The organism is Streptomyces sp. NPDC021224 (assembly GCF_044332905.1).
GTDB lineage: Bacteria > Actinomycetota > Actinomycetes > Streptomycetales > Streptomycetaceae > Actinacidiphila.
This window is the reverse complement of sequence record NZ_JBIRPW010000021.1, coordinates 57714-74196: the sequence shown is the minus strand read 5'-3', so window position 1 is coordinate 74196 and position 16483 is coordinate 57714. Positions and strand designations below refer to the sequence as shown.

Here is a 16483-nt window from a genome sequence, read left to right as displayed (position 1 = left end):
CCGGGGACCGCCGCCCGGCAGCGCGGCCCCGATACGCTGTGGCCATGCCTCGTTACGAATACCGGTGCAAGACGTGCGGCGCGACCTTCGAGATGCGCCGCCCCATGTCGCAGTCCGCCGCCCCCGCGCCCTGCCCCCAGGGCCACGGCGACACCGTCAAGCTGCTCTCGACCGTCTCGGTCGGCGGCACCGCCTCGTCCGCCGGCGGTTCCGCGGCCGCCCCGGCCCCCGCGGGCGGCGGAGGCGGCTGCTGCGGTGGCGGCTGCTGCAGCTGACGCCGTACGGACGCGGCCCGGGGCCGGGTCCCGGGCCGGGGAGCCGGGAAGCCGGGAAGCCGGGGAAAGGATTCCTCAGCGGCCGGCCGCGCGGTCCTCGCGGATGTTGGACACCACACGGTTGACCTTCTCGCGCACCGCGGCCGTCTCGGTCAGGAACGCCCAGTAGTCCGGGTGCGCCCCCTCCAGCCCGGCCAGCGCCCGGTCCAGCCGCGCGACCGCCTCGTCCAGCGGGCGGGCGTGCCGCGGCTCGGGCTGGGTGCGGCCCTGCATCGCCAGCCGCTGGGCGTCCCGGATCGCGAAGCGGGTGCGCTCGACCTCGGCCTTCGGGTCCTTGCTGACCTCGTTGAGGCGCTGCAACCGGTCCCGCGCGGCGCCCACCGCGCCGTCCACGTCGTCCATGAGCGTGCGCACCGTCGCGAGCTTCGCGGTGGCCTGCGCCCACTGCTGGGCGTCCCGCGCCCGGCGGGCCTCGGCGAGCGTCGCCTCCGCCTGCCGTACGGCCTGCGCGGCCTGCTCCGGCACCGGCTGGAGGTCCTGCCAGCAGGCGAGCGAGAAACGCCGCCGCAGCTCGCTGAGCACGGGGGCCACGCCCTCCGCGCGGGTGCCGAGCGCCTGTACCCGGGTGCGCAGCGACACCAGGCGCTTGTCGATCTCCCGGGCCTGCTCCGGCAGCCGCTCGGCCTCGGCCCGGATCGCCTCCGCCTTGAGCCGGATGTCGTTCGCGCGCCGCACGGTGTCCTGGACGCCGTGCTTGGCGGCGCCCTCGTTGAGCTTGGTCAGCTCGGGGGCGAGCGCCGCGAGCCGGGCCGCGAGGTCGTCCGCGGCCAGCCCCGCGGCGCGTACGGCGTCGAGTGCCTGGCTGGCGGCCAGCAGCGTCTGCCTGGCCTGCTCACGGGCCGGGGCGAGCCGGGCCAGCTGGGTCTCGGCCCGGTCCAGCAGCGGGGCCGTCTGCGTCTGGTAGCGCTCCAGCTCCTTGCGCACGTTCGCCAGGTCGTCCTTGGCGCGGTTCAGCTCGGTGATCGCGCGGTTGGCGGCGCCGTGGTCCAGGTCGTCCCGGTCCAGGTCGTGGGCGTCGACGGTGCGGATGTAGGCCGCGCTGGCCTCGTCGATGCGGTTCTTGAGCGCCTCGAAGCCGGACAGTGCCCTGCGGGCCTCGGCGGACTGCTCGACCGCCGAGATCGTCTCGATGGAGATCTCCAGCTCCCGCTGCGCGGTGTCCAGCTCGTAGAAGGCCTGCGCGGCGGCGTCCTTCGCGGCCTGGGCCTCGGCACGCGTGTTGTCGCCGCGCCGCCACCACGAACGTGCCGTCGTCACGTTTTGCTCTCTCCCCGTGTCGCCGCCCCACACCGTCGCGTCCCATCCTCCCACCCACCCGCCCCGAACACACGGCCCGGTCCGCCCGCCCCCGGGACCCCCGTACGCGCCCGGGTATGCCCTTGCCCACCGGCCCCCGCGGCGGGGTAACCTGTGACGTCGCATTCTGCGGGGCGTGTAGCTCAGTGGTAGAGCGCCGCCCTTACAAGGCGGATGTCGGCGGTTCGAAACCGTCCACGCCCACCCCTCACCGACGGTCCTGCCGGCCGTCCGGTTCCCCCCCGGCGGCGGCCCGTTCCGGCGCCGGAGGAGTCCGGAGAGGAACCGGAAGAAAAAAACCTGCTCCGTTTCCGCGCCCTGTGTCGATCCGCGCGTCCGCCGCTCGACCTGGGATAGAGAGGGTCGACAGACGCGACCCCCCGGACGAGGAGAGCCACGATGGCGAAGTACATGCTGATCATGCGCGGGACGGACGAATCCGTCGCGAAGATGATGGAGACGCCCTTCGACGAGATGCTGGAGACGGTGGGGCGCTTCAACGAGGAGCTGATCCGGGCCGGGGTGCTGGTCGCCGCGGAGGGGCTGGACGACCCGTCGCAGGGGGTGGTCGTGGACTTCGGGGCGGAGACGCCGGTGGTCACCGACGGGCCCTACGGGGAGACCAAGGAGCTGTTCGGCGGCTTCTACCTCATCGACGTCGCCTCGAAGGAGGAGGCGGTGGAGTGGGCCAAGCGGCTCCCGGCGACCGCCGGTTCGAAGGTCGAGATCCGGCGGGTGCCGGGTATCGACGAATTCCCGCAGGACAACGAGTGGATCGTCAGGGAGCGGGCCTGGCGTGAGCGGACCGGCCAGCTCTGATGGCCGAGGTCGGCGGCGGCCCGCCGGGCGCCGAGGCGGCGCGGCGGGCCGCCTCGGCCGTGTGGCGGATCGAGTCCGCGCGGATCGTCGGCGCGCTGGCCCGCTGGACCGGGGACTTCGCGCTCGCCGAGGACGTCGCCCAGGAGGCGCTGGCCGAGGCGCTCGTCGGCTGGGCGCGAAACGGGGTGCCGGACAGCCCGGTGGGGTGGCTGCTCGCGACCGCGCGGCGGCGGGCCGTCGACGCCTACCGCCGCCGGTCGGCGCTCGACGAGCGGTACGCGCTGCTCGCCGGGCAGCTGGCCGAGGGCGAGTTCAGCTCGGGCGTGCACGCGGTCGCCGGGCAGCCGGACGACCTGCCGTGGGACCCCGACCGGGTGGACGACGACGTCCTCGCGCTGATGTTCACCGCCTGCCACCCGGTGCTGTCGCCGGAGGCCCGGGTGGCGCTCACGCTGCGCGTGGTGGGCGGGCTGTCCAGCCAGGAGGTCGCCCGTGCGTTCCTGGTGCCCACCGCGACCGTCCAGGCCCGGATCACCCGGGCCAAGAAGACGATCGCGGCCGCGCACGTCCCCTTCGAGCTGCCGCCCGCCGAGGAGCGCCGGGAGCGGCTCGGCGCCGTCCTGAGCGTCCTGTACGTGATCTTCACCGAGGGCTCGACGGCCACGGCGGGCGACGAGCTGATCCGCCGCGACCTCGCCTACGAGGCGGTCCGGCTGGCCCGGACGCTGACCGCGCTGCTGCCCGCCGAGCCGGAGGCGCACGGACTGCTCGCGCTCTTCGAGCTGACCGCCGCGCGCTTCCCGGCGCGCACCGGGCCGGACGGGGAGCCGGTGCTGCTGGAGGACCAGGACCGGCGTCGCTGGGACCGCTCGGCGATCCGCCGGGGCCTGGCCGCGCTCGGCCGGGCCGGCGGCGCCGGGCGCGGCCTCGGGCCGTACGGGCTGCAGGCCGCCGTCGCCGCCTGCCACGCGACGGCGGCCTCGGTGGGCGAGACGGACTGGGAGCGGATCGTGCTGCTCTACGAGGCGCTCGGGCGGGTGGCCCCCTCACCCGTGGTCCAGCTCAACCGGGCCGTGGCCGTCGCCATGGCGAGCGGGCCGGAGCCCGCCCTGCGCATGGTGGACGAGCTGGCCGCCGCCGGGGGGCTGTCCGGGTCGCATCTGCTGCCGAGCGTGCGCGGCGAGCTGCTGGCCCGGCTCGGCCGCACCGCCGAGGCCCGGGAGGAGCTGGAGTTCGCCGCACGGCTGTGCGGCAACGCCCGCGAGCGGTCCGTGCTGATGCGCAAGGCGGCCGCGCTGGGATGACCGCCGCTGGGATGACCGCCGGGGGCGGTCCCCGGGGAGCCGCCGTCACAGGTGGGAGAAGCCGGACGCGGCCCGGTGCCTCGAACGCGTCGAGCGCGGAGATGCCGTCGGCGACGAACCGCGCGGTGTCCCGCAGACCCTCCATGACCTTGGTGCAGCCCTCGCGGCCGAGCCGTACGAGGTTGTAGTACTGGCCGACGATCTGGACGTCGGAGCCCGTGACCAGGTTGGGCCGGTCCGCCGGCAGCCCGGCGGCCTGCCTGCGCTGCCGCCGCTTCGGCCTCGGGGTCCATCCACGTCGTCACGAACGTGGCCATGCTCGGCCGCGAACTCCCGTCGAGCAGCACCTCGTCGTGGATCATCCGGTGGGCGGCTCACCGGACCGGGGGATTCGAGCAGGTGATCGTATGTTTGACGGCCTTGGTCCCCCTTACGGGGAATGCCGCCGATCTGTCTGTGCGGTGGCTTGCGCGGTGCTGACCATGAACGCGTGAGCACTCCCAGAGGGAGGCGCTTGCGGGCCTGGACGGTGGTCGCCGTGGTGACGGCGGCCGCCGGGGCGTGGGGGGTCAGCGGTGCGGCGGAGGCCGCGCCGGGGCGCCCGCGCCCGCCCGGGTCCGTGCGCGCGCCCGATCCCGCCGACCGGCCGTCCTCGCCCGTACGCGCCTCCGCGCGCGCCCCGGGCGCCGTCTCCGTGCGGATCCCCGCACACGTCTCCGTACGCGTCTCCGGCGGGCAGGTGGACGTCCGCGTCCGGGTGCCGGAGCCCGCGGTCCCGGCCTCGCACCACACGCCGAAGCCCCGGCCGCCGCACCCCGCGCACCCGTCGCACCCGTCGCATCCGCCGCACCTTCCGAAACCGCCGAAGCTGCCGCGGCCCTTCCACTGGTGCGGGCACTGGCACCGGGAGTGGAAGTGGCCCGCGCCGCTGCACTGCCACCGGCCGACGCCCCCGCCACCACCCCCGACCACACCGCCGCCCCCGCCCCCCACGACACCTGCGCCGACCACGACCCCGAAACCCACGGCCGTACCGCACCCGAAGCCGAAACCCACGAAGAAACCGGTGGTGAGAGCCATCCCCCAGCCCCCGCCCGCCCCGAAGCCCAAGCCGAGACCGAGCCCCCGGCCGCCGGAACCGGCACCGACCACACCCGCGCCCGAACCCGCGCCGCCCGCCGTGCACTGGCCCGACCGGCCGCCCGTGCCCGCCTCGGCGCCCGTGCAGCACCGCCGCAAGCTCACGACCGTGCTGCTGGTCACGACGGTGCCGGGGCTGCTGGCAGCGGCCGTGCTCAAGCCCGGATCGGGCGCGTATCGCAGGAACAACCGGTAGGACACGAGGGGGAGTTCATATGACGCAGTGGGTGGCCCTGCTGATCGCGATGGTCGCGGTCTGCGCGGTCGTGATCGCCATCGTCGTCCTGCGGCAGCGCAGAATCGGCGACGACGACGACCCGAACGAGACACCGGACGTCATCGAGTACATGGTCATGATGATCGGTGTGATCTACGCGATCGTGCTGGGCCTGGCCATCGCCGGGGTGTGGGAGGGCCAGAGCGGAGCGCAGTCCACCGTCCAGGCCGAGGCGCAGGCGCTGCACGAGGTCAAGGAGCGGGTGCAGGTCTACCCGCCCGCGATTCGCGACAAGGTGCGGGCCGACGTGGACGCCTACGCGTCCTTCGCCGCCGAGAAGGAGTGGCCGTACATGCGCCACCACGGCGGCCTCGCGCCGCGCGGCACCCAGTTGCTGGACCAGGTCCGTACCGACATCACGCAGTACGACCCCAAGACCGACCTGGAGGCGCAGGCCTACCAGCCGCTCGTGGACGAGGTCGCCGCGGCGGACGCGGCCCGCACCGCGCGCGGGCAGAGCGCGGGGGCGACGATGCCGCCGGTGGTGTGGTTCGGCCTGATCACCGGGGCACTGGTGACGGTCGGCCTGATCTTCACGCTGCAGATCCGGCGCTCGGCACGCGAGTTGCTGCTCGCCGGGCTGTTCAGCGCGCTCATCGCCTTCCTGCTCTTCCTGATCTGGGACCTCGACTCGCCCTTCGGCAGCGGACTCGCCGTCTCGGCGGACGCACTCCGGGACATCCTCGGTTAGGGCCTGTCCGGCGGATCCTGCGACGTACGGACAGCCGGCCCGTCGGGCCCCGTCCGCTGAGGCATGATCCGCCGGACCGGGCAGTTGTGAGGCCCGGCCATGGACCACGACCCGTCCCGTGCGGAGCGAACCGAAGGGGGAGGCCCCGCCGCCCGGACCGGCGGCGGGGCCTCCCCCTTGTGGGCTGAGGGTCAGCCCCAGTTGGACACGTTCACGTTCTCCAGCACGCCGAGCGCGTCCGGCACCAGGACCGCGGCCGAGAAGTACGTGCTGACGAGGTAGCTGATGACGGCTTTCTCGTCGATGCCCATGAAGCGGACGTTGAGCCCGGGGGAGTACTCGTCGGGCAGGCCGGTCTGGTTGAGGCCGACGACGCCCTGGTTGTCCTCGCCCGTACGGATGGCGATGATCGAGCTCGTACGGGCCTCGGTGACCGGGATCTTGTTGCAGCTCAGGATGGGAATGCCGCGCCAGGCGGGCACGGAGTGGCCGTGCAGCTCGACGGGGGTGGGGTAGATGCCGGCCCGTGTCCACTCGCGGGCGATCGCCGCGATCGTGCGCGGGTGGGCGAAGAGGAAGCGGGTGCCGCGGCGGCGGCTGATCAGCTCGTCCAGGTCGTCCGGCAGCGGCGGGCCGGCGTGCGGCTGGATGCGCTGGTCGTACTCCGCGTTGTGGAGCAGGCCGAACTCCGGGTTGTTGATCAGCTCGTGCTCCTGGCGCTCGCGCAGCGCCTCGACCGTCAGCTTGAGCTGCTCCTCGGTCTGGTTCATCGGCTCGTTGTAGAGGTCCGCGACGCGGCTGTGGACGCGCAGCACGGTCTGCGCGACGCTCAGTTCGTACTCGCGGGGCTTCAGCTCGTAGTCGACGAAGGTGCCGGGCAGCCGGGGCTCGCCGCGGTGGCCGGAGGCGAACGCGATGTCGGCCTCGCCCTTGCGGTTGGTGCGCTGCTGCGGGACCGCGCGCACCGCGTCCAGATGCGTACGCAGCGGCTCGGCCTGGGCGGTCAGTTGCTCCAGATCCTGCCGCGTCAGCGCGAGGACGGTCGTGGTCGTCACCGCGCGGGCGGTGAAGTCCCAGGCCGCGTCGGCCGACAGGAGGGCCTGCTCGCCGAAGTACCCGCCGTCGGCGACGCTGCCGAGACGGTTCTCCTCGCCGTAGGAGCCCTCGCCGAGCTTGTCGACCTTGCCGTGGGCGATCAGGTAGACCGTGTCGGCCGGTTCGCCCGCCGCGGCCAGCACGTCGCCCGGCGCGAACTCGCGCTGGACGAAGCGGTCGGCGAGGGCGGTGAGCACCTCCTCGTCGGTGAAGGTCCGCAGGGCGGCGATCTCGCCCAGCTCCTGCGGAATGACCCGGACCTGCGACCCGGTCTTGACGAAGGTCACGCGCCCGTCCCCGACGGCGTAGCTCAGCCGCCGGTTCACGCGGTACGTACCCGCGTTGACGTTCACCCAGGGCAGCGCCTTCAGCAGCCACCTGGACGAGATCCCCTGCATCTGGGGCGCGGACTTCGTGGTCGTGGCCAGATTCCGCGCGGCGGCCGTGTCAAGGCTCGTCCGCGCGTCATCCGGGGAGTTGCCGAGTGCGGTGTCCTGGCCCGCATCTACCGACATGGTGCCTGTCCTTCCCGTATGGGGGTGATACGGGAGCATTCTTTCGGTGACGCTGCGTGCTGACTATTGCCGTATCGAGTGAGAATACTTTGACGGCGGGTGGGGGAGAGCAACGGAAAACGCCTGCACAACTGCCCCTGCGGACAGCCGTGCAGGACGGGCGGAGCAGGGTGGCGCCGGGTGGTGAAAGGCGGAGAGGGGGCGCGAACGGCAGGCGCGCGACGCGGTCGGCCGCCCGGCGTGCGCTCCGGGGCCCGCGCGGGGCTCCACGGCGCCCTGCCGGGCTGCTACAGGGCCTCGACGACCGAGGTGCGGTCCGGACCCGCGGCGCTCTGCGGCGGGATCGTGAGCGGCACGGCCGCGTAGCTCGCGGCGGCCAGCGCCGAGCGCCGCTCGCGGCGGAAGACGTACGCGGCGAAGACACCCGCGCCCAGCAGCGCGACGAAGGACATCAGCGTGCCCAGCCAGCTCGCGCCCAGCCACTCGCCGCCGACCCAGCCCAGGCCCACGCTGTAGGTGGCCCAGCAGACCCCGGCGAGGGCCGACCACGGCAGGAACTCACGCGGCCGGCGGCGGGCCGTACCCGCGCCGAGGCTCACCACACTGCGGCCCGCGGGCGCGAAACGGGCGAGGACGACCAGGGCGCCGCCACCGCTCGCCAGCACCTGGCCGAGCCGGTCGTGCGCGGCCGTCAGTCGCCGGGAGGCGGCCATCCGGCGGGCGAACCACTCCCCGCCGCGGAAGGCGAGCCGGTAGGCGAGCAGATCCCCGAGGCAGGACGCGATGGCGGCGCAGGCGAGCAGCGCCACCACGTCGAGTATGTCGTCGCTGGAGCCGGTCGAACCGGCGGTCGCCGCGCTCACCACCAGCACACCGCTGGGCAGCACCGGCACGAAGACGTCGAGCAGCACGGACAGTGCGACGAGCAGATAGATCCACGGCCACTCGAAAAGAGAGCCCAGGCCTTGCAGCACCGCGCCTCCTCGTCCTTGCCGGTCCTACATGTCGCTTCCGGGTCCTGTCAGGTCCTGCAATGACGAATCGATCCTGACCATTCGCACAGGTCAGGGCCTTGTGAACGCTCAGTGCCGGTCTTGCGTCAACGCCGGCGGATCTTCATCCGCCGTCAGCCGTACAGCGTACGCCAGCATGGCCGGGCGGTACCGGTCAGGGTGAGTGACGTACGAGACAATCACGACCTTGTCACGACAGGAATACCTCCTGAAGCAACGTTCCCGCTCCGCCCCAAGTGCCGCCGATACCGCATCGTTACGGCCCGCGCCGCCGCCGTTCCACTCCTGTGCCCGGGATATGCCCAGGTCCGGGGTCCCGTACACTGGTGGGCAGCAGAAGGGGAGTAGCTCTTCGCCGGACCGTCGACATACTGCCGGGTTCGTATGCGGTGCCGTAAGGCGCGGCAGGCGACCTGGCCGGCGCCCGGAGCGGTGGGGCATCGCACGCGATGCGCACCGCCAGCGAGACCTTCGGCCGCAGTGTTCCGACGCTGCCGTGCCGAAGCGACCCCCTTTTTCCGGTCTCTCGGCAGGGCGCCCCTACCGATCGAGGAAACCGACCCGTGCTCAGCCTGACCGTCATCGTCGTCGTCTTCGGCGTGATCTTCCTGGCCGAACTCCCCGACAAGACCGCCCTCGCGAGTCTCATGCTCGGCACCCGCTACCGGGCGTCGTACGTCTTCGCGGGCGTCGCCGCGGCCTTCCTGGTCCACGTCGCGCTCGCCATCGCCGCCGGCAGCCTGCTCACGCTGCTCCCGCACCGCCTGCTCCAGGCGATCGTCGGCGTCCTCTTCCTCGGCGGCGCGGTGATGCTGCTGCGCTCCAAGCCGGAGGACGAGGAGAACGTCAAGGCGCCCGCCGACCAGAGCTTCTGGAAGGTCGCGGGCGCGGGCTTCATGCTCATCCTGGTCGCCGAGTTCGGCGACCTGACGCAGATCATGACCGCGAACCTCGCCGCCCGCTACGACAACCCGCTCTCCGTCGGCATCGGCGCGGTCCTCGGCCTGTGGGCGGTCGGTGCGCTCGGCATCTTCGGCGGGCGGATGCTCATGAAGAAGGTGCCGCTCACGCTCATCACCAAGATCGCCGCCGCCGCCATGGCGGTGCTCGCGGTCTTCAGCCTCTACGAGGCGATCGCCGGCTGACTATCCGACGGTCACCGTGAGCAGGCCCTCCGGGCCTGCGGTGACCGTCACGTCCAGCAGCGTGGCGGCGAGCGCGTCCGGCCCGTACGCCGCCGCGCGCGGACCCACACCGACGACCGGCATCCCCCCGGCGCGCGCCGCCGCGACACCGACCTCGGCGTCCTCGAAGACCAGGCACTCGGCGGGCGCGAAGCCCAGCTCGGCGGCGCCCTTCAGGAAGCCCTCCGGATCCGGCTTGCTCGCGCCGACCCGCTCCGCGGTCACCATGACCGGCGGCAGCGGCAGCGCGGACGCCTCCATACGGGCCCGCGCCAGACCGTCGCTCGCCGACGTCACCAGCGCGTGCGGGAGCCCCGCGAGTGAGGCGAGGAACGCGGGGGCGCCGGGGACCGGGACGACACCGTCGAGATCGGCGGTCTCCTCGGCCAGCATGACCGCGTTCTCCGCGTAGTTCTCCGCCATCGGGCGGTCCGGCAGCAGCTCGGCCATCGTGGCGTGCCCCTGCCGTCCGTGCACGACCGCGAGAACGGCCGCGGGCTCCAGCCCGTGCCGGTGCGCGAAGCGCGACCAGCAGCGCTCCACCACCGCGCCGGAGTCGACCAGCGTGCCGTCCATGTCGAGGAGCAGGGCGCGGACGGTGAAGACGGACGGCATGGTTCTCCCTCGACGTGGCGCAGTGGCTCCGCCCGCCGGTCAGGGGAAGCGGGCGGAACCACTTTGTTCCCATACGATACAAACGGATGGGCGGTACCACAAACGCGCTGCTCAGCGATCCGCGACGTACTGCAGCAGGCCCCACGTGAAATGCGCGACCAGCCGCTCGCCGGTCTCCGGCGCCGTCAGCGCGAGCCGGGCGCGGCTCGGCGCGTCCGGCGGCAGCGGCTCGGTCGGCGGAAACGCCCGCGCCACGTCCTCGACGACGCACGACCACGGCTCCAGATCCGCGGTACGGCCCAGCGCCGGACGAGCCGCGCCCGGCGCGCGGACCAGCCACTCGTTCCACACCCCGCCGCCCGGCGCGCACAACACCTCGAACCGCAGGTCCGGCCACAACGGCAGGGGCCACAGCAGTGCGGTGCACGTCAGATCACCGATCCGCCGCTCCACCTCCCGCTCGGGAGGCCCCAGCGCCATCCGGTACCGCCGGGCACCCCCCGGATGCGTGCGGGATCGCAGTCGCGCCTGCCACCCGTTGTGCGCGGCCCGCAGGTCCGCGTGGGAGGCGCTCAGCGCGCGCAGGGCGTCGTCCACCAGTCCCGGCTGGTGATCCGCCATGCGCCGCAACAGCATGAGCTGAAACTCGTCCACTCCATAGGGCGCCATCGCCCTGACCCTAGCCCCTTCTTTTACGCCGCCCCTTGCGCCCCGGGGGGGCCTGTTGCGGTTCGCCGCGCGACCGTCCGCCGGTGGGGGCTTGTCGCTCCGTTGGGGGTACCCCCACGCGCCCCTGGGTGGTTGCCACTTGCGGTGGCAGTTCGCCCTCGCCCCGGTGGGGGCTTGTCGCACAGTTCCCCGCGCCCCTAAAAACGAGCACCCTCAACCTCACCCCCACCGGCAGGCAGCCGCTGAACCGGCCTGGAGGGGGACGGTGCGGGGTGCCCCCGCAGGAATGCGCTGGGAGGGGCTCACCTACTACGGGTGAGGGTGAAGGCGCATTCCGAGGAGGTGCCCCGTGGCGGCCCCCGACCCAGCGACGGCGGCGCCGCGAAAGGGGGCGCGTGGGGGCACCTCCCAGGCGAAGCTCTGGGGGAGAACTGCGCGACCAGCCACCCACCCACCGCGAGGTCGCACAACGCACCGCGACAAGCCCCCCGGAGCGCCCCCGCAAAGAGCTACCAGCGATGGTGCCCGTTCCCCGAGGACGCCGTCGCAGACATCAGCGCCGAGCGCGTCGCCGGACCGTAGACGCCCGCGGGGTCGCCCTGGACGCCGTACCAGATCTGGAACGTCGCCACCGCACGCTCCGTCGCCCGGTCGTACGTGCCGCTGACGGGCCCGGCGTAGACCCACACCTGGGTCAACCGCTGCTGGAGGTCGCTGACCTCCGCCCCGCTCGCGCCGAGCCGCAACGTCCCGCCGTCCGACGGCGGAGCCGTCACCGGTGGCGAGGCGCTCTGCGAGGGCGGCGGCGCGCTCACCGTCGCCGTGGCGGACGGCGGCGCGGTCGTGGCGGCCACGGTGGGCGTCGCGGACGCCTTCGGCGCGAGCCGGGGCGCGGGTGAGGTCGTCGCCCGCATCGGCGGCGTGTGCGTGACGGCGACGGGCTCGGACGCGGCGCCCGGCGCCGCGTCCGCGGGCAGGGTGACGTCGGGCGTCGCGGCGGACGGCTCGGGCAGTGCTCGCGTCCCGCCGTTCTCCTCGCCCATGACCGAGCCGGTCACGGCGACCGCCCCGGCGGCGAGCGCGGACGCGGCGACCGCGGCGGCGGCCACGACGATGCCGCGCCGCCTGCGCCGGTGCCGCCCGTGCGCGGCAGCGGCAGCGGCGGCAGCGCCCGCGGCGGACGGCTCGTAGAGGTCCGGAACCGCCCCGCCGTCCTCCGCGAGCAGCGCACCGTGCCCGGTGGGGCCTCCCGTGGGGTATTCCTCGGCCGCTTCCATCTCGGCGTAGGCCGTGGGGAAGAGGCCGAGGTCGGTGGTGGCGGGGCCGCCGTCCGGGTCGACGTCGATGAGGGCGCGCGCGGTCGTACCGGCGGCGGTGCCGTCGTCGGAGGGCCCGACGTAGGGGCGTACCCGCAGCGGGTGGAAGCCCTCGGTCACGGCGAGCGCGGCGGCGCGTTCGGCCGACCGCTCGGCGGCCCGCCCGGCGCCGTACTCCCCGCCGTACCCCGCGGAGCGTTCGGCGGCGTACCCACCGCCGCCCGCGGAGACGACCGTGCCCTCGATGACCTGGCCGCGCGCACCGCCCGGCCCCCCCGTCACATCGGTCACACCGTCTTCCACGGGCTCGTACGAACCGGCTGCTCGGTGCGGCTGCTGCGGCGCCACTGGGTTCCCCTCCTGCCGTCGTTCGCGCGTTCGCAAAGACGTGTCAGTGATTATGCCGACACACCATGCCGCCGCACAGCCGGTCCCTCCCCAGTGGCGCACTCCCGCAGGCCAAAGCCGTACCAATGGTGTGAATATGGGAGTCCGACCGTCGGGGGGCGACGCGAGGAGCCGTTGATGGCGCAGGACACCAGCACCACGGCGGTCGCGCCGGGGGAAGGCCAGGACCGGCGGCAGGTGCGGATCGCCATCGGGGCGCTCGCCCTCGGACTGCTGCTCGCCGCCCTGGACCAGACGATCGTGTCGACCGCGCTGCCGACCATCGTCAGCGAACTGGGCGGCATCGACCACCTGTCCTGGGTCGTCACCGCCTACCTGCTCGCCTCGACCGCCGCGACCCCGCTGTGGGGCAAGCTCGGCGACATGTACGGCCGGAAGCGGCTCTTCCAGACCGTCATCGTGATCTTCCTGATCGGCTCGGCGCTGTGCGGTGTCGCGCAGAGCATGGGGGAGCTGATCGCCTTCCGGGCGCTCCAGGGCCTGGGCGGCGGCGGGCTGATCGCGCTGTCCATGGCGATCGTCGGCGACATCGTGCCGCCCCGCGACCGCGGCCGCTACCAGGGCGTCTTCGGCGGTGTCTTCGGTGCGGCGAGCGTGCTGGGGCCGCTGCTGGGCGGGGTGTTCACCGAGCAGCTGTCCTGGCGCTGGGTCTTCTACGTCAACCTGCCCATCGGTGTCGTCGCGCTCGCCGTCATCGCCGCCGTGCTGCACATCCCCGCCCGCCGCACCTCGCACCGCATCGACTACCTGGGCATGGCCACCGTCGCCGCCGCCGCGACCTGCCTGGTGCTGGTCACCTCGCTCGGCGGCACCACGCTCTCCTGGGGGTCGCCGTCGATCATCGCGCTGGCCGCGGCCGGGGTGCTGCTGGTCGTCGCGTTCGTCGTCATCGAGCGGCGCGCGCAGGAGCCGGTGCTGCCGCCGAAGCTGTTCCGGGTGCGGACGTTCGTGGTCTGCTCGGTGATCTCCTTCATCATCGGCTTCGCCATGTTCGGCGCGATGACCTACCTGCCGACCTTCCTCCAGGTCGTGCACGGCTACTCGCCGACGCTGTCGGGTGTGCACATGATCCCGATGGTCGTCGGCCTGCTGCTGGCGTCCACGGTCTCCGGGCAGATCGTCAGCCGTACCGGCCGGTACAAGATCTTCCCCATCCTCGGCACCGCCGTCACCGCGATCGGGCTGCTGCTCCTGCACACCCTCGACGAGCACACCGCCACCTGGGTGATGAGCCTGTACTTCTTCGTCTTCGGCCTCGGCCTCGGCATGGTCATGCAGGTGCTCGTGCTCGCCGTGCAGAACGCCGTCGGCTACGAGGACCTCGGCGCCGCGACCTCCGGTGCGACCTTCTTCCGCTCCATCGGCGCCTCCTTCGGCGTCTCCGTCTTCGGCACCGTCTTCACCAACCAGCTCTCCGACAAGCTCACCGCGGCGCTGCGCGGCCTTCCCGTACCGCCCGGCTTCGACCCGGCGCGCCTCCAGGCCGACCCCAAGGCCATCGGCGGGCTGCCGCCGAGCGTCAAGGGGCCCGTGCTGCACGCGTACTCGCAGGCCATCACGACCGTCTTCCTGTGGGCGATCCCGGTCGCCGCGCTCGGCTTCGTCATGGCCTGGCTGCTCAAGGAGCAGCCGCTGCGCGGCAGCGTCACCGTGCCCGACGGCGGCGAGACGGTAGGCGTCAACCCCGTGGAGCGCTCCTCGCTCGACGAGATCGCCCGCTGCCTGTCGCTGCTCGGCAGCCGGGACGCCCGGCGCGACCTCTACCAGCGCATCACCCGGCTCGCGGGCGTCGACATCCATCCCGCCACCAGCTGGCTGCTGCTGCGGATCGCCCACGACGGCAGCGCCGACCCCGTCGAACTCGCCCGCCGCACCACCGTGCCCAGCGAGCTGATCGAGACCGCCGCGGTCGAGGCGGAGGCCGGCGGCTACGCCGTACGGTCCGGCAACCCGCTCGTGCTCACCGCTTCCGGCGTCGCCCTCACCGAGCAGCTCACCGAGGCCCGCCGCTCCGTCCTCGCCGGACTCCTCGGCGACTGGGACCCGGCCGGGCACGCCGAACTGGCCGCGCTCGTCCGCAAACTCAGCAGCGAGCTGTGCGGCGGCGACGCCGACCGCCCGGAACCGCGGACCGCCGCCCGCAGCGGCTCCTACCGCACGGAGGCGTAACCGCCCGGCGGGGGCGGGCTGTTACGGGTTTGCGCGGCGGAATGGCGGCAAGCCGAACGTCTGAGGCCCACACCGGGACAGACGGGAGCAGACCATGTCCACAGGAACGATCATCGCCCTCGTGGCGGCGATCGTCGTCATCGCCGCGGCAGTCGCGGCCGTCCTGCTCAAGGGCGGCGGCGCGGGACCCGGCGTGAAGCGGCGGTTCGGCCCCGAGTACGAGCGCACCCTCGCCCTGCACGACGGCGACGCGCGGGCGGCCCGCCGTGAACTCGCCGGGCGCGTCAAGCGCTACCGCGACATGGAGCGGACGTCGCTCGACGACAACGCACGGCAGCGGTACGCGGGGCGCTGGACCGCGATCCAGGGGCAGTTCGTCGACGACCCGAGTGCCGCGCTCGCCGAGGCGGAAACCGTCGTCGGCGAACTCGCCGTCGAGTGCGGCTACCCCCCGGCGGACTCGCCCGAGCACCTCGACGCGCTCTCCGTCCACCACCCCTACCACGTCCAGGGCTACCGCGACGCGCACACCGCGGCGACCGACGCCTCCCTCGACACCGAGGGGCGCCGTACCGCGCTCGTGGCCGCGCGCGGCCTGTTCGAGCAGCTGCTCGGGGCGGCGGCCGTGCCCGCGGAGCGGGCCGGAGGCGCGGACGAGGCCGACAAGGCCTACGAGGCCGACGAGGTAACGGACGGCTCCGAGAAGGCGCCGCTCGGCAAGCGGTTCTCCGCGCTGACCGCGCGGGACCGGACGACGACGGGAACGGGGATGGAACGATGACCGACACGCACACGAAGCCGAACACGACCGAGACGTCCGAGACCTCCGAGGCTGCCGAGGCACGCGAGACGCACGAGGCGCGTGAGACGTCCGAGGCGCGCGACACCCGCAAGGCGTCCGGCGCGCGCGGGGTGCCCCCGGTGCCCGAGGCACGCGAGACGTCCACCAGGGCGTCCGAGGCACGCGAGACGCGCGAGACCCCCATGACGTCCGAGGCGCGCGGGACCACCGACCGACGGGACATGCGCAAGGCGCCCGAGGCGGCCGAGACGTCCGGGTCGCGCGAGACACCGGAGCGCCCTGCCGCTCCGCCCGCCTCCGCTCCGCCCGCCTCCGCCCCGGCCACCGCGCCCGCCTCCGCCGACCGCCGTACGCCGTCCGCCCAGCCGGGCGGTACGGGGGACGCGCTGGAGCAGCGGATGCAGAAGGCGGTGGTCAGCTTCGTCGACGAGCCGAAGTCGGCGGTCGGCGAGGCGGAGAAGGTGCTCGCCACGGCGCTGGAGCAGGCCGAGCGTGCCGTCGCCGGTGCGCGGGCCGCGGTGGCGCAGGGCGGCAGCGACACGGAGGCCCTGCGTCTGGCCCTGCGCCGGTACCGTGCCCTGACCTCCCACCTCCTCGCCCTCCCCACGCCGTGACCGGCGCGCCGGGAGGCGTCAGGAGGCGCCGGAGCCGCGCTTGATCGCCTGAAGGAAGCGCGCCAGCGCGCCGGGCGTCGTGGACAGCACGACGCCCGGTTCGTCGCTTTCGCGTATCAGTACCGCGCCACCCGCCGAGACGGCGACCTCCACACAATCGCCCGAATCGTTCGAGTACGTGGATTTCTGCCAGGACGTGGTATGCGCGGTCATCGGCTGCC

The 16483-nt window shown here is 73.5% G+C and carries 16 protein-coding genes and 1 tRNA gene; 10 read left to right on the top strand and 7 right to left on the bottom strand.

Annotated elements, in window-relative coordinates; translation table 11 throughout:
- The first annotated feature begins 44 nt into the window (after nucleotides 1–44).
- The gene (locus ACH4PY_RS33440; RefSeq protein WP_398191822.1) at nucleotides 45–275 is read left to right on the top strand and encodes a zinc ribbon domain-containing protein; all 231 of its coding nucleotides are present in this window, start codon (nucleotides 45–47) and stop codon (nucleotides 273–275) included.
- Nucleotides 276–350: 75 nt separating this feature from the next.
- Here the strand turns inward: ACH4PY_RS33440 and ACH4PY_RS33435 are convergent, their stop codons facing one another.
- Nucleotides 351–1757, bottom strand: a complete 1407-nt coding sequence (locus ACH4PY_RS33435) for a hypothetical protein (protein WP_398191819.1) — start codon at nucleotides 1755–1757, stop codon at nucleotides 351–353.
- Between the two features lie 6 nt (nucleotides 1758–1763).
- Between ACH4PY_RS33435 and ACH4PY_RS33430 the strand changes: the two genes are divergently transcribed.
- The 5 genes from ACH4PY_RS33430 (at nucleotide 1764) to ACH4PY_RS33410 (ending at nucleotide 5862) form a co-directional block, all read left to right on the top strand.
- Nucleotides 1764–1835, top strand: a tRNA-Val gene (locus ACH4PY_RS33430).
- A 195-nt stretch (nucleotides 1836–2030) separates the two neighbouring features.
- Complete coding sequence (locus ACH4PY_RS33425; RefSeq protein WP_398191816.1) at nucleotides 2031–2450, top strand: YciI family protein; 420 nt, start codon at nucleotides 2031–2033, stop codon at nucleotides 2448–2450.
- Nucleotides 2450–3754, top strand: a complete 1305-nt coding sequence (locus ACH4PY_RS33420; RefSeq protein WP_398191813.1) for an RNA polymerase sigma factor — start codon at nucleotides 2450–2452, stop codon at nucleotides 3752–3754. Before ACH4PY_RS33425 ends, ACH4PY_RS33420 begins: the two co-directional genes overlap by 1 nt.
- 1069 nt (nucleotides 3755–4823) lie before the next feature.
- Nucleotides 4824–5090: a hypothetical protein gene (locus tag ACH4PY_RS33415; protein WP_398191811.1), complete on the top strand. Its 267-nt coding sequence runs from the start codon at nucleotides 4824–4826 to the stop codon at nucleotides 5088–5090.
- A 19-nt stretch (nucleotides 5091–5109) separates the two neighbouring features.
- On the top strand, nucleotides 5110–5862 hold the full coding sequence (locus tag ACH4PY_RS33410; protein ID WP_398191809.1) for a hypothetical protein: 753 nt from the start codon (nucleotides 5110–5112) through the stop codon (nucleotides 5860–5862).
- A 191-nt stretch (nucleotides 5863–6053) separates the two neighbouring features.
- Here ACH4PY_RS33410 and ACH4PY_RS33405 read toward each other — a convergent pair whose 3' ends face one another.
- On the bottom strand, nucleotides 6054–7472 hold the full coding sequence (locus ACH4PY_RS33405; protein ID WP_398191806.1) for a family 2B encapsulin nanocompartment shell protein: 1419 nt from the start codon (nucleotides 7470–7472) through the stop codon (nucleotides 6054–6056).
- A gap of 287 nt (nucleotides 7473–7759) precedes the next feature.
- Nucleotides 7760–8446, bottom strand: coding sequence for a DedA family protein (locus ACH4PY_RS33400; protein WP_398191803.1), 687 nt, complete (start codon nucleotides 8444–8446; stop codon nucleotides 7760–7762).
- A gap of 602 nt (nucleotides 8447–9048) precedes the next feature.
- Between ACH4PY_RS33400 and ACH4PY_RS33395 the strand changes: the two genes are divergently transcribed.
- A complete protein-coding gene (locus ACH4PY_RS33395) occupies nucleotides 9049–9630 on the top strand; it encodes a TMEM165/GDT1 family protein (protein WP_398191800.1) in 582 nt (193 codons plus the stop codon).
- Here ACH4PY_RS33395 and ACH4PY_RS33390 read toward each other — a convergent pair whose 3' ends face one another.
- The 3 genes from ACH4PY_RS33390 to ACH4PY_RS33380 all read right to left on the bottom strand — a co-directional run bounded on the left by ACH4PY_RS33390 (nucleotide 9631) and on the right by ACH4PY_RS33380 (nucleotide 12560).
- Nucleotides 9631–10284: an HAD-IA family hydrolase gene (locus ACH4PY_RS33390; RefSeq protein WP_398191797.1), complete on the bottom strand. Its 654-nt coding sequence runs from the start codon at nucleotides 10282–10284 to the stop codon at nucleotides 9631–9633.
- A 111-nt stretch (nucleotides 10285–10395) separates the two neighbouring features.
- A complete protein-coding gene (locus ACH4PY_RS33385) occupies nucleotides 10396–10953 on the bottom strand; it encodes a hypothetical protein (protein ID WP_398191794.1) in 558 nt (185 codons plus the stop codon).
- A gap of 509 nt (nucleotides 10954–11462) precedes the next feature.
- Nucleotides 11463–12560: a peptidoglycan-binding protein gene (locus ACH4PY_RS33380; RefSeq protein WP_398191791.1), complete on the bottom strand. Its 1098-nt coding sequence runs from the start codon at nucleotides 12558–12560 to the stop codon at nucleotides 11463–11465.
- 234 nt (nucleotides 12561–12794) lie between these two features.
- Here ACH4PY_RS33380 and ACH4PY_RS33375 point away from each other — a divergent pair, with 234 nt between their 5' ends.
- The 3 genes from ACH4PY_RS33375 (at nucleotide 12795) to ACH4PY_RS33365 (ending at nucleotide 16262) form a co-directional block, all read left to right on the top strand.
- Nucleotides 12795–14846 carry an MFS transporter gene (locus tag ACH4PY_RS33375; RefSeq protein WP_398191788.1) on the top strand — a complete coding sequence of 684 codons (2052 nt, stop codon included), beginning with the start codon at nucleotides 12795–12797 and terminating at the stop codon, nucleotides 14844–14846.
- Between the two features lie 94 nt (nucleotides 14847–14940).
- Nucleotides 14941–15627, top strand: coding sequence for a hypothetical protein (locus ACH4PY_RS33370; protein ID WP_398191785.1), 687 nt, complete (start codon nucleotides 14941–14943; stop codon nucleotides 15625–15627).
- Nucleotides 15624–16262 carry a hypothetical protein gene (locus tag ACH4PY_RS33365; protein WP_398191782.1) on the top strand — a complete coding sequence of 213 codons (639 nt, stop codon included), beginning with the start codon at nucleotides 15624–15626 and terminating at the stop codon, nucleotides 16260–16262. Before ACH4PY_RS33370 ends, ACH4PY_RS33365 begins: the two co-directional genes overlap by 4 nt.
- Nucleotides 16263–16280: 18 nt before the next feature.
- On the opposite strand, the gene ACH4PY_RS33360 is transcribed toward ACH4PY_RS33365, so the two are convergent.
- The gene (locus ACH4PY_RS33360; RefSeq protein ID WP_398191779.1) at nucleotides 16281–16475 is read right to left on the bottom strand and encodes a DUF397 domain-containing protein; all 195 of its coding nucleotides are present in this window, start codon (nucleotides 16473–16475) and stop codon (nucleotides 16281–16283) included.
- Nucleotides 16476–16483 lie beyond the last annotated feature (8 nt).

Coding starts and splice junctions, on each gene's coding strand:
- ACH4PY_RS33440 (WP_398191822.1), top strand. CDS start 45: ATGCCTCGTTACGAATACCGGTGCAAGACGTGCGGCGCGACCTTCGAG.
- ACH4PY_RS33435 (WP_398191819.1), bottom strand. CDS start 1,757: ATGCGACGTCACAGGTTACCCCGCCGCGGGGGCCGGTGGGCAAGGGCA.
- ACH4PY_RS33425 (WP_398191816.1), top strand. CDS start 2,031: ATGGCGAAGTACATGCTGATCATGCGCGGGACGGACGAATCCGTCGCG.
- ACH4PY_RS33420 (WP_398191813.1), top strand. CDS start 2,450: ATGGCCGAGGTCGGCGGCGGCCCGCCGGGCGCCGAGGCGGCGCGGCGG.
- ACH4PY_RS33410 (WP_398191809.1), top strand. CDS start 5,110: ATGACGCAGTGGGTGGCCCTGCTGATCGCGATGGTCGCGGTCTGCGCG.
- ACH4PY_RS33405 (WP_398191806.1), bottom strand. CDS start 7,472: ATGTCGGTAGATGCGGGCCAGGACACCGCACTCGGCAACTCCCCGGAT.
- ACH4PY_RS33390 (WP_398191797.1), bottom strand. CDS start 10,284: ATGCCGTCCGTCTTCACCGTCCGCGCCCTGCTCCTCGACATGGACGGC.
- ACH4PY_RS33385 (WP_398191794.1), bottom strand. CDS start 10,953: ATGGCGCCCTATGGAGTGGACGAGTTTCAGCTCATGCTGTTGCGGCGC.
- ACH4PY_RS33375 (WP_398191788.1), top strand. CDS start 12,795: ATGGCGCAGGACACCAGCACCACGGCGGTCGCGCCGGGGGAAGGCCAG.
- ACH4PY_RS33370 (WP_398191785.1), top strand. CDS start 14,941: ATGTCCACAGGAACGATCATCGCCCTCGTGGCGGCGATCGTCGTCATC.
- ACH4PY_RS33365 (WP_398191782.1), top strand. CDS start 15,624: ATGACCGACACGCACACGAAGCCGAACACGACCGAGACGTCCGAGACC.
- ACH4PY_RS33360 (WP_398191779.1), bottom strand. CDS start 16,475: ATGACCGCGCATACCACGTCCTGGCAGAAATCCACGTACTCGAACGAT.